The organism is Streptomyces sp. NPDC003697 (assembly GCF_053587115.1).
Window position 1 is genome coordinate 57,496 of record NZ_JBSFNN010000029.1, and the last position, 16,536, is coordinate 74,031.

General features: G+C 70.1%; 18 protein-coding genes, 1 tRNA gene and 2 pseudogenes. 10 read left to right on the forward strand and 11 right to left on the reverse strand.

What is annotated here, in order from left to right:
- Positions 1-197: 197 nt before the first annotated feature.
- Positions 198-915: pseudogene (locus ACWDNY_RS14670) on the reverse strand (IS110 family transposase); the annotation flags it as partial.
- Between the two features lie 161 nt (positions 916-1,076).
- The gene (locus ACWDNY_RS14675) at positions 1,077-1,214 is read right to left on the reverse strand and encodes a hypothetical protein (protein ID WP_451646107.1); all 138 of its coding nucleotides are present in this window, start codon (positions 1,212-1,214) and stop codon (positions 1,077-1,079) included.
- Between the two features lie 117 nt (positions 1,215-1,331).
- On the opposite strand from ACWDNY_RS14675, the gene ACWDNY_RS14680 reads away from it, so the two are divergent.
- The gene (locus ACWDNY_RS14680) at positions 1,332-1,688 is read left to right on the forward strand and encodes a hypothetical protein (protein WP_451646108.1); all 357 of its coding nucleotides are present in this window, start codon (positions 1,332-1,334) and stop codon (positions 1,686-1,688) included.
- A gap of 211 nt (positions 1,689-1,899) precedes the next feature.
- Here the strand turns inward: ACWDNY_RS14680 and ACWDNY_RS14685 are convergent, their stop codons facing one another.
- Positions 1,900-2,127 (reverse strand): DUF7660 family protein, encoded by a 228-nt coding sequence (locus tag ACWDNY_RS14685; RefSeq protein WP_451646124.1) that lies wholly within the window; start codon positions 2,125-2,127, stop codon positions 1,900-1,902.
- A 324-nt stretch (positions 2,128-2,451) separates the two neighbouring features.
- On the reverse strand, positions 2,452-3,156 hold the full coding sequence (locus ACWDNY_RS14690) for a hypothetical protein (protein WP_451646109.1): 705 nt from the start codon (positions 3,154-3,156) through the stop codon (positions 2,452-2,454).
- Positions 3,157-3,170: 14 nt separating this feature from the next.
- On the opposite strand from ACWDNY_RS14690, the gene ACWDNY_RS14695 reads away from it, so the two are divergent.
- Positions 3,171-3,752, forward strand: a complete 582-nt coding sequence (locus tag ACWDNY_RS14695; protein ID WP_451646125.1) for a tyrosine-type recombinase/integrase — start codon at positions 3,171-3,173, stop codon at positions 3,750-3,752.
- On the opposite strand, the gene ACWDNY_RS14700 is transcribed toward ACWDNY_RS14695, so the two are convergent.
- Positions 3,734-3,807, reverse strand: a tRNA-Pro gene (locus ACWDNY_RS14700). The two genes, ACWDNY_RS14695 and ACWDNY_RS14700, sit on opposite strands and share 19 nt — an antisense overlap.
- 197 nt (positions 3,808-4,004) lie before the next feature.
- Positions 4,005-4,931 carry a metallophosphoesterase gene (locus ACWDNY_RS14705; RefSeq protein ID WP_451646110.1) on the reverse strand — a complete coding sequence of 309 codons (927 nt, stop codon included), beginning with the start codon at positions 4,929-4,931 and terminating at the stop codon, positions 4,005-4,007.
- A 126-nt stretch (positions 4,932-5,057) separates the two neighbouring features.
- Here ACWDNY_RS14705 and ACWDNY_RS14710 point away from each other — a divergent pair, with 126 nt between their 5' ends.
- Positions 5,058-5,522: a GatB/YqeY domain-containing protein gene (locus ACWDNY_RS14710; protein WP_451646111.1), complete on the forward strand. Its 465-nt coding sequence runs from the start codon at positions 5,058-5,060 to the stop codon at positions 5,520-5,522.
- A gap of 126 nt (positions 5,523-5,648) precedes the next feature.
- Here ACWDNY_RS14710 and ACWDNY_RS14715 read toward each other — a convergent pair whose 3' ends face one another.
- Positions 5,649-7,958: a transglycosylase domain-containing protein gene (locus ACWDNY_RS14715; RefSeq protein ID WP_451646112.1), complete on the reverse strand. Its 2,310-nt coding sequence runs from the start codon at positions 7,956-7,958 to the stop codon at positions 5,649-5,651.
- A 447-nt stretch (positions 7,959-8,405) separates the two neighbouring features.
- Here ACWDNY_RS14715 and wblA point away from each other — a divergent pair, with 447 nt between their 5' ends.
- Positions 8,406-8,744 (forward strand): transcriptional regulator WblA, encoded by a 339-nt coding sequence (gene wblA / locus ACWDNY_RS14720; RefSeq protein ID WP_451646113.1) that lies wholly within the window; start codon positions 8,406-8,408, stop codon positions 8,742-8,744.
- A 359-nt stretch (positions 8,745-9,103) separates the two neighbouring features.
- Here the strand turns inward: wblA and ACWDNY_RS14725 are convergent, their stop codons facing one another.
- Together ACWDNY_RS14725 and ACWDNY_RS14730 are read right to left on the reverse strand one after the other, a co-directional pair.
- Entirely contained in the window at positions 9,104-10,657 is a 1,554-nt protein-coding gene (locus ACWDNY_RS14725) for an ArsA family ATPase (protein ID WP_451646114.1), read from the reverse strand.
- Entirely contained in the window at positions 10,654-11,631 is a 978-nt protein-coding gene (locus ACWDNY_RS14730) for an ArsA-related P-loop ATPase (RefSeq protein ID WP_451646115.1), read from the reverse strand. Before ACWDNY_RS14730 ends, ACWDNY_RS14725 begins: the two co-directional genes overlap by 4 nt.
- Positions 11,632-11,985: 354 nt before the next feature.
- Between ACWDNY_RS14730 and ACWDNY_RS14735 the strand changes: the two genes are divergently transcribed.
- Positions 11,986-12,579 (forward strand): DinB family protein, encoded by a 594-nt coding sequence (locus ACWDNY_RS14735; protein ID WP_451646116.1) that lies wholly within the window; start codon positions 11,986-11,988, stop codon positions 12,577-12,579.
- A 54-nt stretch (positions 12,580-12,633) separates the two neighbouring features.
- On the opposite strand, the gene ACWDNY_RS14740 is transcribed toward ACWDNY_RS14735, so the two are convergent.
- Positions 12,634-12,918, reverse strand: a complete 285-nt coding sequence (locus ACWDNY_RS14740) for a hypothetical protein (RefSeq protein WP_451646117.1) — start codon at positions 12,916-12,918, stop codon at positions 12,634-12,636.
- Between the two features lie 5 nt (positions 12,919-12,923).
- Positions 12,924-13,217 carry a hypothetical protein gene (locus tag ACWDNY_RS14745; RefSeq protein WP_451646118.1) on the reverse strand — a complete coding sequence of 98 codons (294 nt, stop codon included), beginning with the start codon at positions 13,215-13,217 and terminating at the stop codon, positions 12,924-12,926.
- A gap of 418 nt (positions 13,218-13,635) precedes the next feature.
- On the opposite strand from ACWDNY_RS14745, the gene ACWDNY_RS14750 reads away from it, so the two are divergent.
- From ACWDNY_RS14750 to ACWDNY_RS14770, 5 genes and pseudogenes are all read left to right on the forward strand, one after another.
- Positions 13,636-13,809 carry a hypothetical protein gene (locus ACWDNY_RS14750; RefSeq protein ID WP_451646119.1) on the forward strand — a complete coding sequence of 58 codons (174 nt, stop codon included), beginning with the start codon at positions 13,636-13,638 and terminating at the stop codon, positions 13,807-13,809.
- Positions 13,806-14,270, forward strand: coding sequence for a RidA family protein (locus tag ACWDNY_RS14755; RefSeq protein ID WP_451646120.1), 465 nt, complete (start codon positions 13,806-13,808; stop codon positions 14,268-14,270). The genes ACWDNY_RS14750 and ACWDNY_RS14755 overlap by 4 nt, the downstream gene beginning before the upstream one ends.
- Positions 14,271-14,332: 62 nt before the next feature.
- Positions 14,333-15,202: an NUDIX hydrolase gene (locus ACWDNY_RS14760; protein ID WP_451646121.1), complete on the forward strand. Its 870-nt coding sequence runs from the start codon at positions 14,333-14,335 to the stop codon at positions 15,200-15,202.
- 82 nt (positions 15,203-15,284) lie between these two features.
- Complete coding sequence (locus tag ACWDNY_RS14765) at positions 15,285-16,115, forward strand: MBL fold metallo-hydrolase (protein ID WP_451646122.1); 831 nt, start codon at positions 15,285-15,287, stop codon at positions 16,113-16,115.
- Between the two features lie 320 nt (positions 16,116-16,435).
- A pseudogene (locus ACWDNY_RS14770) lies at positions 16,436-16,536 on the forward strand (sugar ABC transporter permease); the annotation flags it as partial.

The window sequence follows — 16,536 nt, forward strand, 5'->3', positions numbered from 1 at the left end:
GACGTCGCGCGACGCTGACCACCACCCCCAGGCCTCGCCGCGCACCCCGCAGCGGCGGGGCTCGCAGCAGCATGGAGACCATGGAGTCGCAGCGCAGCATGGGCGCCGGCCGGGCTGGAGCGGGGCGGAGACATGAGCGCAGGCCCGGCCGGGGGCCGGGCCGCGCGCGGGGAGCGGAGCGAGTCTCAATGACGGAGTCAAGCCGCTTGCGTGGCAGGCGGGGTGCTGGTGAATGCCCGGTTGTCGCGCAGTAGTGCCCATAGGACGCTGGTGCGCCGCCGGGCCAGGGCGATGACGGCCTGGACGTGGTTGCAGCCTTCGCCTCGCTTCTTCAGGTAGAAGTTCCGGTTCGGGCCTTCGCGGATGATGCTGGTCTGGGCGGACATGTAGAACACCCGTCGTAGGCGGCGGCTGTAGCGCTTGGGCCGGTGCAGGTTGCCGGTTCGGCGGCCCGAGTCGCGGGGCACGGGTACGAGCCCGGCCGCGGCGGCGGATCGAGGCCGGTGTCTGATAGCCGGTCAGCAGTACCAGCGCACCCTTGTGATTCGAGTAGCCGAAGGAGCGCTCCAGCGCAGGGAAGACACCGGTCAGCACGTCACGGAGCCGGTTGGTCATCGACACTCGATCGGCGACCAGATCTGAGCGGTGATCCGTCAGCGGCGCAAGATCAGCGGCCAGCTGCGCGGGCACCTCGATGGCCGCGAAGTCGCTGCGATGACGTGCCGTCTCGGCGATGACATATGCATCACGGGCGTCGGTCTTCGCTTCGCCACGGTAGGCGCCGGACATACGATTCACCGTGCGGCCAGGCACGTAGACAGCCTGCTGGCCATGGGCCGCAAGCAGGGCCAACAACAGCGCGGAGGCCGTCCCACAGATGTCCACGGCCCAGTGGACCTCGCCCGCCAGGTCGAGAGGCGTTGTGGCGGTTCGGGTTGAGGCTCAGCGGGAGGTCGAGTTGGGAGATGAGCTGTGACTCCAGGCTCCACGGGTCCGCTTTGCTCGATCCAGCACACTGGCCCGTTGTCTGCCATCCACTGGCTCGCGGTGGCTTCGCCGGCCTTGCCGGGAGAAGGTCATGCGCTTGCCGCTGTCCACGCGGCGCAGCTCAATCCGAGCAGGCAGCCGCGGGTGAGCCGCAGCGTCGAGTCGACCGCACCCCGGTAGTGGTAGCGCACACGCTTGCGCAGGTTCTGGACGCTGGTTCGGTTCACCGCGGGGTTACCGCGATGTAGAGCAGGCGTCCAGGTCCGGGTGGGGTGGCTGCTCGAAGTGTAGTGGTAGCGCACACGCTGGCGCAGGTTCTGCGTGCTGGTGAGAGTCTCGCGGCCATGAGCTACGACTTGGCTGTCTGGGAAGGCGAGAGGCCGGCGGACGACAAGACCGCTGGCCGGGTCTTCGAAGACCTCTACGCGCGCTACATCGACTCGGATACCGACCACCCGCCGACCGAACGCATCGCGGCCTACGTCGCCAGGCTCCTTGAGCACTGGTGCGACTTGACCGAGGACGAGGATGACACCTCCCCCTGGGCGACCGGACCCTTGATCGGTGAGGCCAGCGGCCCACTGATCTACTTCCCGATGCGCTACAGCATGGCCGAGGAAGCCTCCACCTTCGCAGCGTCCCTGGCGCAGTCCATGGGGCTGGTCTGCTTCGACCCCCAATACGACAAGCTCAGGTCCTGACACGAGCGGCAGAGGCGTGCGGTCGGCGGAGTCTCAACGACCCGTCAGGCGCCGCCGCACTCGGGTCCTGGTGCACCAGTTTGGAAGATCGCGTATCCGGGTGGGCGCTGACCTGGAGAGACGGTGGCCTGCGCGTTCCTGGGATGCTCACCGCCGTTCCCCGCCGGTCGCCACCCGGTCGGGCACGCAAGGGGCACGGTGCCCACCAGGGCTATTCGTAGATCCGAGCGGCATCCAGGGCACGGGCGAAGAACGTCCAGTCACCTTCGGGTGGCACGTCATGCCCGAAGTTCCGGCACCACCCCGGAGACGCAGCGACCCAGGCTTCCAGGGCTTCCAGGAACCTGTCCAGCGTCGGGTTCTCCCACTGCTGGCCGTTGGCTGCGTAGTCGGCACGAAGACGCACCAGGAAGGCGCTGAAGGCCTGGCGATCGCCAATGTGATCGTCAGGCGCCCAGGGGGCTTGTCATGACTGCGACCTTAAGGGACGTAAGTGGTCGGGGGAGCCTCCACGGCCGAGTCGGGCCGGCGGGGCGCCGCCCATCGAGTGAGGGCGGCGTCCCCCCGGGGCAGGTTCGAGCCTCATCCTCACCAGGTCGATCACGGGGGTCTGCCGACGCCGACCACCTGGGCCTGCGTCTCGGTCGATCGTCCACTGAGGTCCGACGCCGACCGCTGCTGTTCGCGCTTGTTGGTGTCAGTCGCTGGTGTCAAACACCGTGAGCGGTCTTGACAAGTGCGGTTATCCCGTCGTTCACCGCTTTCAGAATGGCGGGTTGTCGGAATAGCCGTCCGCCCAGGGGTCCGGACCTGAGACCCGTGAGTCGGGTAGGGGGCCGGGCTCTACACCCCAGGTCACGAGGCACCGCTTGGCAAGATATCGGTAACCCCGGTACTCACTGGTGCTCAGCGTGCTGCGTACCAGCGGCACGAACTCCGGGATGTGTACGGCCAGCTCAGGCGCGGCGAGCGTCATCGCAGCTGCGTGCACTGCAGCTTCCCGGATCAGAGGGTCCGTATCGGTAAGGTACGGCCGCGCCGCTTCGTAGATCAGCGGGAGGATGGCACGCACCGCGGCGACGTCGTCAGGTTCTCCTGGGCCGTCTTCGTCGTAGGTTGCGTCGTCAGCGAGGTCACCTAGCCATTGCAAAAGTGCTGCGCGCATAGGCCGGTGGCGCTCCTCGTGGAAGTAGGCCCCAAGGGTCATCGTTCGGGGGTGGCCGAGGACGGCGGTCACGAAGCGAGCGGCCGGGGCGGTGGCGCCATAGATGCTGTTCTGGTGGGTCACGGCCTGCCCGAGGTTGTGTACGGCGGTTCGCTGAGCACTCTCGTCGTCATCCAGTAGCCCTGCCAAAATGACGGGGGTCGCCGGGGCTGCGTTAGGGCAACAGTGGTCGACGCTGCTCCAGTCCGTCTCCAGGAGGAGTGCCCAGGGGTCGATCGTCCCGCTGCCATCGTTGATTGTCACAGCCCAAGTGTGGCTTGCGGGCCTTCCCTCCTTCACCCACCACGCACCCCAGCTCCCATCCCGTCCGCCGTCGACCCACACACCGTGGAGCGGGCGCGGTTCAGGGGCGTCAAGGTGGAGAGCGCCACTGCACGAACGACCTTGACGCCCCTGGGCCGCGTCTGCTCGGCACCCTGGTCGAGCCGCGAAACTTCACCCGTGAGTTCAACCGACGGTGCGACCGGGCCGGGGTCCGGCGGATCCGGGTGCACGACACACGCCACACGTGCGCCTCGCTCCTCGCCGCCCTCGACGTCCACCCTCGGATCGCGATGCAGATCCTCCGCCACTCCGAGATCGCGGTGATCATGGAGGTCTACACGCACGTTCCCTCAGCGGATACCAGGCGGGTCCTCCGGAAGCTCGGGAAGGCTCTGGGCGGCAGCAGGCAGAAGGACGGCAAGAGGAAGGCAAACGCAAGCAGGAAGAGCGGCCGGGCGGGGACGGCCAGCAAGAGCCGTCACGGTTGCTGTACTCCGCTGCTGTACAAACGCTCAGAGGCCCATTCACGATCACGTGAATGGGCCTCTGACCTGTGTCGGGGTGGCGGGATTTGAACCCACGACCTCTTCGTCCCGAACGAAGCGCGCTGCCAAGCTGCGCTACACCCCGATCGTCGCTGCTCTCGCGGCGACGACGTTTACTTTAGCCCACTGGGGGCCGGAGACGAAATCCGGTTGTTGCGGCGACGGCGGGCCGGGTGCCGGCGGGCGTGGCCGGGGCCACCAGCGCGTGAGCGAGGGCGTTCCCGGCCGTTCCTGGTCCCGGCAGCGCGTGGGCGAGGCGGGTCCGGCTCGTGCCGGGTCCCTTCAGTCCCGCTCCACCAGCGTCAGCAGTGTCGCCTCCGGGGGGCAGGCGAAGCGGACCGGGGTGTAGCGGTTGGTGCCGCAGCCCGCCGAGACGTGCAGGTAGGACGTGTGGCCCTCGGCCGTGTGGGTGGACAGGCCCTTGACGCGGTCCGTGTCCAGGTCGCAGTTGGTCACCAGCGCCCCATAGAAGGGGATGCACAGCTGGCCGCCGTGGGTGTGGCCGGCCAGGACCAGTGGGTAGCCGTCCGCCGCGAACGCGTCGAGAACACGCAGGTACGGTGCGTGCACCACGCCCATCGAGAAGTCCGCCCCGCCCGACGGGCCGCCGGCCACCCGCGCGTACCGGTCACGCTTGATGTGCGGGTCGTCCAGGCCCGTCAGCTCCACCGAGACGCCTTCGATCTTCAGGGTGCCCCGTGTGTTGGTGAGGTTGAGCCAGCCCGCCGCGTCGAAGCTGTCGCGCAGGCCCTCCCACGGGTTGTGCACCACGCCTACGGCCGGCGCGTTGCCGTTCAGGCCGTGGCGGCCCTGCACCTTCTCGACCAGGTAGCGGGCGGGGTTGCGGAGCTTGGGGCCGTAGTAGTCGTTCGAGCCGAAGACATACGCCCCCGGGTACTCCATCAGGGGGCCCAGGGCGTCCAGGACCTCCGGCACGCCCTCCGGGTCGGACAGGTTGTCCCCGGTGTTGATCACGAAGTCGGGGCGCAGACCCGCCAGCGAACGCAGCCAGCGCTGCTTCTTGCGCTGGCCGCCGACCATGTGGATGTCGGAGACCTGCAGCACGCGCAGGGGACGCATCCCGGAGGGCAGGACGGGGACGGTCACCCGTCGCAGGCGGAAGGAGCGGGCCTCGAAGCCCGCGGAGTAGAGAAGACCGGCGGCCGCGACCGCCGTGATGCCCAGGGGAACTCCGTATCGCGCGCGCATGGGTACATCGTGTCAGGCCCGCAGGGCCCGGTGGTAATCAGCCGGGGGAGTGCCCGGGGCCAACGTGGCCGTGTGCCGGGGGAAATCGGCGCGCGGCAGGGTCTTCGCAGCTGCGACAATCGATCCATGACCACGCTCAAGTCGAAGCTGCACGATGACCTCAACGCCGCGATCAAGGAGCGCGACGAGCTCCGCTCCTCGACGCTCCGGCTGACGCTCGCCGCGATCACCAAGGAGGAGGTCGCGGGCAAGGAGAAGCGTGAGCTCTCCGACGACGAGGTGCTCAAGGTGATCACCAAGGAGGCCAAGAAGCGACGTGAGGCGGCCGAGGCCTTCGCACAGGGCGGTCGGGCCGAGCAGGCCGAGCGGGAGAAGGCCGAGGGCGTGGTGCTTGCCGCGTACCTGCCCAAACAGCTGACCGACGAGGAGCTGGGCGAGATCGTCGCGCAGGCCGTCGAGGAGGCGAAGGCGGCCGGTGCCGAGGGGCCGCGGGCCATGGGCGCGGTCATGAAGATCGTGAACCCCAAGGTCGCGGGGCAGGCCGAGGGCGGCCGCGTCGCCGCCGTGGTCAAGAAGCTGCTGGCCGGCTGACACCCGGCCGCCGACGCCGGAACATCAGGACGGCTGAGGCAGCCCCCGACGACACCGGCCCCTTCCTCCCCGGCACGTGAGTCACCGGAGGGGAAGGGGCCGTCGTCGTGGCCGGACGCGCGGTCGTCAGCGCCGGCCGCCGTTGCCGTTACCGCCGAATCCGCCGCCGTCCTGGCCCCGGAAGAAGCCGCCCGGCAAGGTGACGGTCGGCTCGGGGAACGTGCCGCCGTTGGTGCCGCCGCCGGTCAGACCGCCGATGAAGCCGCCGATGCCGTTGGTGTTCCCGCCGGTGTCGCCGTTGCCGTCGTCGTTGCGGTCGTCGCCCCGGCCCCGGCCCCGCCCCCTCTCCCTGTCCTGGTCCTTGTCCAGGTCCGGGATGTCGACGAGGTGGAAGGACGGCGCGTCCTTGCCCGAGAGCGCGCCGTTCATGGCGTCCCGCCAGATGGGGCCGGGGACCTGACCGCCGTAGACGAGGGCGTTGTAGACGCCGCCGATGCTGATGTTGGTCATCTTGACCTCCTGGGAGGCGCTGCCCACCCAGACCGCGCCCGACAGGTTCGGCGTGTAGCCCACGAACCAGGCGTTCTTCCGCTCGTCCGTCGTACCGGTCTTGCCGGCGTTGTCGCGGTCGGAGAGGCCGGCCTGCCGACCCGTGCCGGAGTCGACCACACCCTGCAGCAGCGTGTTGACGGTGTCCGCGGTCTTCTCGGACATGGCCCGCTCGCACGTCGACTTCGGCACGGCGAGCGACTTCTCCTTGTCGCCGATCCGCTGCGTGATCGACTCGATGGCGACCGGCGAGCAGTACGTGCCCCGGTTGGCGAAGGTGGCGTACGCCGTCGCCATGGTCAGCGGGGAGATGCCCTTCGAGCCGAGGGCGATGGCGGGCGCCTGCGGCAGCTTGTCGCCGTTGCCCTGCACCACGTGCAGCTTGTCGGTCATCCGGACCACCGGGCAGAGGCCGATGTCGGAGATCATCTGGACGAAGTAGGTGTTGACGGACTTGGCCATCGCCTCCTTCATCCGGTAGGGGCCGACCTCGGTCTCGCTCTCGTTCTCCACCGTGTAGTTCTTGTCGTTGACCCAGCGGTTGCCGTCGCACGCCCGGACCGGGCTCGGGTAGGGCATCTTGTACGGCGAGGGGTACTCCTGCGTGGCCGGCTTGCCCTGCTCCAGCGCGGCGGCCGCCACGAACGGCTTGAACGTCGAACCGGTCGGGAAGCCGAAGTTCGAGCCGCCCCGGTCACTGCCGACCGAGTAGTTGATCTCGGTTTCGTTCTTGCCGTAGCCGTAGGGCTTGGACTGGCCCATCCCGACGACCCTGCCGGTGCCGGGCTCGACCAGCACGGCCGCCGCCGCGACCTTGTCCGACTTGTAGACGTGCTGCTTCAGGGACGCCTGCACGGACTCCTGGGCCTGCGGGTCCAGCGTCGTACGGATGGTCAGGCCGCCCTGGTTCCAGATCTTGGCCCGTTCCTCCCGGCTCCGGCCGAAGACCGGGTCGTTGACGAAGATCTGCTCGACGTACTTGCAGAAGAAGCCGGCGCCCTTCACGGCCGTGATGCAGCCGTTGCGCGGCTGGGTGACGTCCAGCACCACGGGCGTCTTGCCGGCCCGGTCGGCCTCCGCCTGCGAGATGTCGCCGACCTCGGCCATGCGCTGCAGGACGACGTTGCGCCGCTTGGTCGCCTCGGCCACGTCGTTGACCGGGTCGTAGCGGCTCGGCGACTGGACGATGCCGGCCAGCAGCGCCGACTCCTGGAGGTTGAGGTCCTTGGCGTGCTTGGAGAAGTAGCGCTGGGAGGCGGCTTCGACGCCGTAGGCCTGCTCACCGAAGTAGGTGATGTTCAGGTAGTTCTCGAGGATCTTCTTCTTGCCGAGCTCCTGCTCGACCTGGATCGCGTACTTCAGCTCCTTGACCTTGCGGCCCAGGGTCTGCTGGGTGGCCTGGGCGACCTTCGTCGGGTCGTCGCCGGCCTCCTCGATGAAGACGTTCTTCACGTACTGCTGCGTGAGGGTGGACGCGCCCTGGGTGACGCCGCCGCTCTGCGCGTTCTTGTTGAGCGCGCGCAGGATGCCCTTGAGGTCGATCGCGCCGTGCTCGTAGAAGCGCGAGTCCTCGATGGCCACGATCGCCTTCTGCACGTACGGCGACATGTCCTTGAGCTCGACCACCGTACGGTCGCGGGAGTACACCTGCGCGAGCCGGTCGCCCTTGCTGTCCAGGATGGTGGTGCGCTGGCTCAGCGGCGGGCGCTTGAGGTTGGCCGGGATCTCGTCGAATCCCTCGACCGACCCCTTGGCCGCCAGTCCCAGCGCGCCGGCCGCGGGCAGCGCGATGCCCGCCATGACCGCTCCCGCGAGCACACTGACACCGAGGAACTTGACGGCCTGCTGCGTTGGCGACACACCAGCGCCCGAGCGCTTCTTTGGCATGGGGGCAGCCTACGTTCTCAATCGCCGGACACACGTGAAGGCATTGGCCTAAGCTGCTCTCGACTGTCACAGCTGTGCGGCCACCTATCAATACGTCCGGCGGCACCGGAACGTTCCGCGTCCGCCCGGTCTTCTTCGCCGGGCTGTTCGGGAGCGCCGGAGCGCGCCGAGGTCGGGTGGAGCGCGGGCCCGGAGACCGCCGCGAGTGCCGTGCGGCGTGCGGTGCGGCGCAGCGGAATCGCCTCTGATGCCGGGAACGTCGCGCATGTCGCCAGCTCACTCCCCCGGGTGATCTGCCGCTTACCCATAGTCCGTTCGGGCCATTCAAGATTGGGCCCGCTGGGGGTGTTGCGCTGTGCCCGCCTTCCGTAACGTCCTCAACTGGCGGCGGTGAATATGCCGCTGCCGCCGTGGGGGAGCCTCGATTCGGGAGAGGACGGCGCCGGTATGGGCTGGGTGACCGACTGGAGTGCGCAGGCGGCCTGCCGCACTACCGATCCGGATGAGCTGTTCGTACAGGGAGCAGCGCAGAACAGGGCCAAGGCGGTGTGCACCGGATGCCCGGTACGCACCGAGTGCCTCGCCGACGCGCTCGACAACCGTGTCGAGTTCGGCGTGTGGGGCGGCATGACGGAGCGGGAACGCCGTGCGCTGCTGCGCCGGCGACCGACCGTCACCTCCTGGCGCCGGCTGCTGGAGACGGCTCGGACGGAGTACGAGCGCGGGGCCGGCCTGGTGCCCCTCGACGACGACCAGGTGTACGAGAACTTCGCGGCGGTGGGCTGAGGAGGCCTTCCCCGGTCCTCTGAGGGCGCCTCCTCGGGCGCTTCGGGAGGCGGGGACGGGCGTCGGGTGCCGCGTCGGGGGCCCTGCGGACGCCCTGGTGGGGCCCGGAGCACGCCTTCCGGAGCTCGCCCGGCCGGGTGCGTCCCGAAGTCGACGCGGGTGACCCCGGACAGGGGCCACTTGGGTGCGTTTCGGAGGTTCGGAGACGTACCTCCGTGAGCTCGGCGTACGAACTCGCAACGCGCCCCGGAGTGCTCGGCGCACGCGGTGAGGCAGGCGCCGAACAGCGCGCCCCTGATCGGCGTGGGGCGCGCGCGCACCGGGGTGAGGCGACCACCGGCGGGCAGCCGCCTCCGCTGTCAGGCGCTCGCCTCGGGCAGCTCGCGCCGGTTGTCCGCCAGCCGGTTCCCGATGTCCCGCAGCCCCGCCAGGTCGTGCACGTCGCCGGGCAGTGCGGCCACTTCGGCCACCGCGACCTCCGGATGCAGCGCGGTGAAGCGGTCGCGCGTGCGCTGCTCGCGCGAGAGCAGACGCATGCGCTCGGCGTGCAGCCTCAGCAGGCCCGCGGCGACGCGGTCGACGGACTCGTCGGGCTCGTCGGAATCATCGGACTCGTCGGGCTCCGCCTCCTGGGGGTCCGCCAGGCCGGCGCGGGACCGATCGGTGTCCGATCCCTGCGCACCCGGGTCCTGCGCGTCCGGTTCCAGTGTGTCGGGATCCTGCGCGGGCGGGTCCTGCCCAGCCGTGCCCTGCGCGCCGGAGAGGTCCTGGTCGGCGGGGGAGCCGTCGTCGGGAACCGGTGCGCCGGAAGCGGGAGAGCCCGAACCGCCGTACGTGTCGGGAGAGTTACGAAGTCTTGCTTTCCCGCCCCCCTGATCCACAATGCGGACGTCCTCAAGATTTTCCGCGGCGGCGATCGCCCGCTCGGCGGACAGGCCGTCGGCGCCGCTGCCGTGCACCCGGTTCAGCACCAGACCGGCGAGCGGCATCCTCTCCGCGGCCAGCCGCTCCACGAAGTACGCGGCTTCCCGCAGCGCGTCCCGCTCCGGGGCCGCGACCACCAGGAACGCCGTCCCGGGCGCCTGGAGCAGCTTGTACGTCGCGTCCGCGCGCGTACGGAAACCGCCGAACGTGGTGTCCATCGCGGCCACGAACGTCTGGACGTCCTTGAGCAGCTGACCGCCCAGCAGCTTGCCGAGGGTGCCGGTCATCATCGACATGCCGACATTCAGGAACTTCATACCCGCGCGCCCGCCCAGCTTGGCCGGGGCCGTCAGCAGGCGGATCAGCCTGCCGTCGAGGAAGGACCCGAGTCGTTTCGGGGCGTCCAGGAAGTCCAGCGCCGACCGCGACGGCGGCGTGTCCACGACGATGAGGTCCCACTCGTCCCTGGCCCGCAGCTGGCCGAGCTTCTCCATCGCCATGTACTCCTGCGTGCCCGCGAAGCCCGCCGAGAGCGACTGGTAGAAGGGGTTGGCCAGGATCGCGGCCGCCCGGCCGGGTTCCGCGTGCCCTTCCACGACCTCGTCGAAGGTGCGCTTCATGTCGAGCATCATGGCGTGCAGCTCCCCGTCGCCCTCCGTGCCCTTCACCCGGCGCGGGACGTTGTCGAGGGAGTCGATGCCCATGGACTGGGCGAGCCGGCGGGCCGGGTCGATGGTGAGGACCACCACCTTGCGGCCGCGCTCGGCGGCGCGCAGCCCGAGAGCCGCCGCCGTGGTCGTCTTGCCGACTCCGCCGGAACCGCAGCACACCACGATCCGTGTCTTCGGGTCGTCGAGGAGCGGGTCGACGTCCAGCACGCGCGTCGGCGCCAGCCGGCGGGCGGAGTCGTGCGGGTGCGGGCGTGACGGGTCGTGCGGGTGGGTGGAGGGCACCGCGGTCTCCCGCGCGCCGGCCTGGTCCGGGCTCATGACATCCCCTGCTTCCGCAGCTCGGCCGCCAGTTCGTACAGGCCCGCGAGGTCCATGCCCTCGGCGAGCAGCGGCAGTTCGTGCAACGGCAGGCCGAGTTCCCCGAGGACGGACCGCTGCTCCTCCTCCAGCAGGTACCGCTCGGCGTACTCCTCGGCCTGCTCCAGCAGCGGGTCCACCAGCCGCTCCGCGTTCCCGCCGCGCCGCGCGCCGCCGAGCCCGGCGGCGGACAGCGACCGGGCGAGGCCGGTCCGGGAGACGGTGCGGACCAGGTCCAGGTCGGCGCCGTCCAGCACCTGCGGCCGGACCATGTTCACCATGACCCGTCCCACCGGCAGGCGCGCGGCGCGCAGTTCGGCGATCCCGTCCACGGTCTCCTGGACGGGCATCTCCTCCAGCAGCGCCACCAGGTGCACGGCGGTCTCCGCCGACTTCAGCACCCGCATCACCGCCTGCGCCTGGTTGTGTATGGGACCGATCTTCGCCAGGCCGGCGACCTCGTCGTTGACGTTCAGGAAGCGGGTGATGCGCCCGGTCGGGGGCGCGTCCATGACGACGTAGTCGTACACGAACGCGCCGCCTCTGTCCTTGCGCCGCACCGCCTCGCACGCCTTGCCGGTCAGCAGGACGTCCCGCACGCCGGGCGCGATGGTGGTGGCGAAGTCGATCGCGCCGATCTTCTTCAGCGCCCGGCCGGCGCTGCCCAGCTTGTAGAACATCTGGAGATACTCCAGAAGGGCCAATTCGGGGTCTATGGCGAGTGCGTACACCTCCCCGCCCCCGGGAGCCACTGCGATCTTGCGTTCCTCATAGGGCAATGCCTCCGTCTCGAAGAGCTGTGCGATGCCCTGCCGGCCCTCGACCTCGACGAGGAGCGTTCGCTTCCCCTCCGTGGCCAGGGCCAGCGCGAGGGCGGCGGCGACCGTCGTCTTTCCGGTCCCGCCCTTGCCGCTGACGACCTGGAGCCTGCTCACGTCTTCGAGCGTAACCAGTCCGCGCCCGGCGCACGCGGGAGGCTGTGGACAACAGCGGCTGCAGTCGCCCCCATGACCACGTGGGAATACGCGTCCGACCTGCGGCTATGCGTGCTCCTCCAGCCTCAGCGGGGCTGCCATCCCGCCAGCGATCCAACCGGGCACAAGGGGCACGGAACCTGTCCGGTCGTGTGACAGGTATGACAACCGTCGAAGCCCCGCAGTGCGGGCGCCACACAGATCAGGGCTGATCCGGGATGCCCCCCGGTCGAAATTTCGCGGCGATGATCTGGTTCACCCCGAGCGGTGGAAAAGGTGGTGGACAAAGATCGCGCGAGCGGCAGACTGGCCCCCATGGCCGCATCCGATCCCAAGGCTGACCTTCACTTCTACCTACAGTCCGCCCGTGATGCCCTGCTGTGGAAGCTCGAAGGGCTCCCGGAGTACGACATACGCCGCCCGCTGACGCCGACCGGCACCAACCTCCTGGGCCTGGTTAAACACGTGGCCAGCGTGGAGCTGGGCTACCTCGGTGACACCTTCGGGCGGCCGTCCGGCGAGCCTCTGCCCTGGCTCGAAGACGGTGCTGAGACCAACGCGGACATGTGGGCCACCGCCGACGAGTCACGCGAGCACATCGTGGCGCTTTACCGCCGAGCGTGGGCACATGCGGACGCGACGATCGACGCGCTGGCGCTGGACACGACCGGCAGGGTGCCGTGGTGGCCCAACGGCAGGGACGAGGTGACGTTGCATCATGCCGTGGTGCGCGTGATTGCTGATACGCACCGGCACGCCGGGCACGCCGACATCATCCGGGAGCTCATGGACGGCGCCGTTGGGATGAACAAGGGCAACGACAGCATGGCGCCAGGCGACTCCGCGTGGTGGGAGGACTATCGGAGCCGGCTGGAGCGTGCAGCTCAGGAAGCCGCCCGGGACGCATAACAGCGGACCAGATCAGCGGGGACCACGTCCGGCACTCAGTCGCCCGGGACCAGATCAATCGAGATCTTCAGCACGCTCACGCACCCGCTTGCAGAACAGCGCCACGAAGTCACGCCGGTCGGCCGGCGTCGCCGACTCCCACCAGGACCCCGGACCCAGCGGGTCACCGTTGTCCGACTCGGTCCACGCGCCAATGGGCAGCACCAGCGAACCGGCCTGCCCGAGTGCCTCCAGCCTGCTGTCGGCGGCACGTAGCTGCTCCTGCTGAGTTCGGATGTCTTCCTGCCGGCGTGCCCGTCCGACGGGGTCACCGGCGTACAGGTCACGGTCGTCGTACAACTGCGTCAGAGCCCGCGTAGCGTCCGCCCGGTCCTGGAGACCGCTTGTCGTTCCTGCGCTGCCTCCGGCGTCTCGTTCACCTCGGCGTAGTGCGCGGTGACGCGCGTGAGGATCTCCCGCGACTCCTCATCCCATTCCGCTGCCGCAGTCAGCGCGAAAATGCGCCGGACCACATGATCGTCAAGGGCGGCGCGCGAAATGTAGCTGCGACCCCCATGGTCACCAGGGGCAGTGCTCAGCGGCTTGCCTGCCGGGCGGTTGCAGAAGTAGCCGGGGCGCGCTGAGTTGTTGGCGGACATCGAGCAGCCACACGCACAGGCCAGTACGCCCATGGACGAGAGCAGCGCCGTAGTCCGGTGCTCATTCATGCGGACCGGCCGGGCGTCGAGCCATTCCTGTACGGCGAACCAGTCAGCTTCGCTGAGGACCGGCTGATGTTGTAGACGATTACGACAATGATTCGGCCCACTCGGCCGTCACGCAACAGCCGCTCAGAATCCGGCCGTTCAGTCCCGCTGTAGGCCGAGATACCAACGTCCTCATAGTGCCCGCACCAGATGGCTTCACGGCCCTGTCTGGCAGCCTCAGCGGCGAATGCCCCGACCCGTGCGGCGCTGGCTCGCGGGGCTTGCCTCGCTACCGTTGACTCGTCCGTAGGACTGTCGTGTGTAGCCTGCGACGTGAAGGTTCATACCGCTTACCACCTGGGGTGTTGTCATGGCTGAATCTCGCCGTCGTTCGTGGGAATACGCAACCGTGCCGCTGCTCGTCCATGCCACGAAGCAGATCCTGGACACCTGGGGCGAGGACGGCTGGGAGCTCGTCCAGGTCGTGCCCGGGCCGAACCAGGAGCAGCTGGTGGCCTACCTGAAGCGGGAGAAGCAGGCGTGAGCGCGGTCGAGGCGAGGCTGGCCGAGCTGGGCCTGACGCTGCCGGCGGTCGTGCCGCCGCTGGCCTCCTACCAGCCCGCCGTGCTGTCCGGCCGCTACGTCCACACCTCCGGCCAGCTGCCGATGGTGGAGGGCAAGCTTCCGGTCACCGGCAAGGTGGGCCTGGAGGTCACGGCGGAGGAGGCCAAGGAACTGGCGCGCACGTGCGCGCTGAACGCCCTCGCGGCCGTGAAGTCCGTCGCGGGCGACCTGGACCGCATCGCGCGCGTGGTGAAGGTCGTCGGTTTCGTCGCCTCGGCCGCGGACTTCACCGGCCAGCCCGGTGTCGTGAACGGCGCCAGCGAACTGCTGGGCGAGGTCCTGGGCGACAGGGGCGTGCACGCGCGGAGCGCGGTCGGCGTGGCGGTGCTGCCGCTGGACGCGCCGGTGGAGGTCGAGATCCAGGTCGAGCTGGTTCCGTAGGGAGCCGGCCCCGGACCCGGGCGCCTCTCGAACATTCGCTCACCACGGGATAGCCTCCGCCCATGGCGAATGGGCAGTGGTTTCCCGAGGACTGGCCGGACCGCATCCGCGCGCTGGCGGACGGCACGCTCACCCCGGTCGTTCCGCGGCGGGCGGCCACCGTCATGCTCCTGAAGGACACCGGCGCCGGCCCGGTCGTCCACATGCTGCGCAGGCGTGCCTCCATGGCCTTCGCCGGGGGCGCGTACGCGTACCCCGGCGGTGGCGTCGACCCGCGCGACGACGACCACCAGATCCGCTGGGCGGGCCCCACCCGCGCGTGGTGGGCCGAACGGCTCGGCGTCGACGAGAGCGGCGCCCAGGCCATCGTCTGCGCGGCCGTGCGCGAGACGTACGAGGAGGCGGGCGTCCTGCTGGCCGGCCCCACGCCGGACTCCGTCGTCGGCGACACCACGGGCGCCGACTGGGAGGCGGACCGTGCCTCCCTGGTCGCGCGTGAGATGTCTTTCGCGGAGTTCCTCGACCGGCGGGGCCTGGCCCTGCGCTCGGACCTGCTGGGGCCCTGGGCCCGCTGGATCACCCCCGAGTTCGAGTCCCGCCGCTACGACACCTGGTTCTTCGTGGCCGCGCTCCCGGAGGGGCAGCGCACCCGGAACGCCTCCACGGAGGCCGACCGCACGGTGTGGATCCGGCCCGAGGACGCGGCGGCCTCGTACGACGAGGGTGAGCTGCTGATGATGCCGCCCACCATCGCGACCCTGCGTCAGCTGGCCCCGTACGCCACCCCCGCCGAGGCACTGGAGGGGGCGCGGACCCGCGACCTCACCCCCGTGCTCGCACGGGCCCGCCTGGTCGATGGCGAGATCGTCCTGTCCTGGCCGGGCCACGACGAGTTCACCCGGCAGGTCCCGACCGGGGCCGCACCCGCGTGACGACCCGCACGGAACGGCCCGGGAGGCGTCCCGGACCGGCAGCGCACGACCCGCACGACCGACATCCAGGAGAGTCACCCGCATGACGGACGCAGCAGCGCTCCCCGGGCAGCCCCGGGGTGGCGTCCTCTCCGGCCCCGCCACCGCGCGGGCCGTCAACGTGCTCGCGCCCAACGCCTCCGCCATGACCCTGGACGGCACCAACACCTGGATCGTCTCGGAACCCGGCTCCGACCTGGCCGTCGTGATCGACCCCGGTCCGCTCGACGAGGGCCATCTGCGCACGGTCGTCGACACCGCGGAGCGGGCCGGCAAGCGCATAGCCCTGACCCTGCTGACGCACGGTCACCCGGACCACGCCGACGGCGCCGGGCGCTTCGCCGAACTGACCCGCACGCGGGTGCGCGCCCTGGACCCGGCGCTGCGGCTGGGCGACGAGGGCCTGGCCGCCGGGAACGTGATCGTGGTCGGCGGCCTCGAACTGCGGGTCGTGCCGACCCCCGGCCACACCGCGGACTCCCTCTGCTTCCATCTCCCGGCCGACCGGGCGGTGCTGACCGGTGACACCGTGCTCGGGCGCGGCACGACGGTGGTGGCCCACCCCGACGGCCGCCTGGGCGACTATCTGGGCTCGCTGCGCCGGCTGAGGTCTCTCACCGTCGACGACGGCGTGCACACCGTCCTGCCCGGCCACGGGCCCGTTCTGGAGGATGCCCAGGGCGCCGTCGAGTACTACCTCGCCCACCGCGCTCACCGGCTCGCCCAGGTGGAGACGGCGGTCGAGGACGGCTACCGCACCCCGGACGAGGTCGTCGCCCACGTGTACGCCGACGTCGACCGGTCCCTGTGGCCCGCGGCGGAGCTGTCGGTGCGGGCACAGCTCGAGTACCTGCGGGAGCACGGGCTCATCTGAGGGCTGTCCCGCAATCCCCGGCGGGCGCACGACGACGGCTACGGCACGCTCGCCGCGTTGTCGGATCGCCCGTATACGTCCGGTACGAGGACGACCCTCCGCCTTGCGACGCACCGCGTCCGACGCCGCGCGCCGATCCACCGCGGAGTACGGGACAGCCCATGGGTCCTGTCCGCGTCAGTGGCCTCGCCGGCCGGAGTACGGCCGGGCGGCGGGAGGCCGGGCGACGCGGGATGGGGCGTGGCCGGGGGGCCGCCCTCGGGCACTAGCCGCGAGGGCGGCGGGAGTGCGCGGGCGCAGACGCATGTGGTCCCGCCTCGTACGAGGCCCTGCTCGACCCGAACTTCGGCATCATCCACCAGGACACCCTCGGCTCTTCCGGCGGCGCGTTCCTCGCAATCGTGTTCGTGGGCGGCTGGCA